The following is a 286-nucleotide window of genomic DNA, read 5'->3' as shown; positions in this document are numbered from 1 at the left end:
CCCGCTCCATTCTTTACTTGAGTTGGACTTTAATTTGCACCCATCAATGGCAAACATGTTGCGGCCTATCAAACCTTCTTCATCGCATATCATCAATACTTGCGTAAATAGTGGTTCAATCTGTTCATGCATTTTGGCCACGAAACCTGCTATTGATGTGTAATGCGGCTGGATGTCCCCCGACACACTCATGAACAAAATATTAGTCTCACACGCCTTCGCAATCCGACGGCTACTGATAAAACCATGTGCATAGCCGAGCAAAATAATCTTTAACATCACTGAC

1 protein-coding gene is annotated in these 286 nt (G+C 43.4%); it reads right to left on the bottom strand.

Annotated features, from left to right (window positions below; translation table 11 throughout):
- Window positions 1–286, bottom strand: a 286-nt coding sequence (locus J7338_RS20670; protein ID WP_210798842.1) for a transposase, incomplete at both ends; no start/stop codon positions are given.

This window comes from Pseudoalteromonas ostreae, assembly GCF_018069805.1.
Lineage (GTDB): Bacteria > Pseudomonadota > Gammaproteobacteria > Enterobacterales > Alteromonadaceae > Pseudoalteromonas > Pseudoalteromonas ostreae.
Note: the sequence above shows the minus strand (reverse complement) of the source record. Positions and strands in the feature narration are given on the sequence as shown.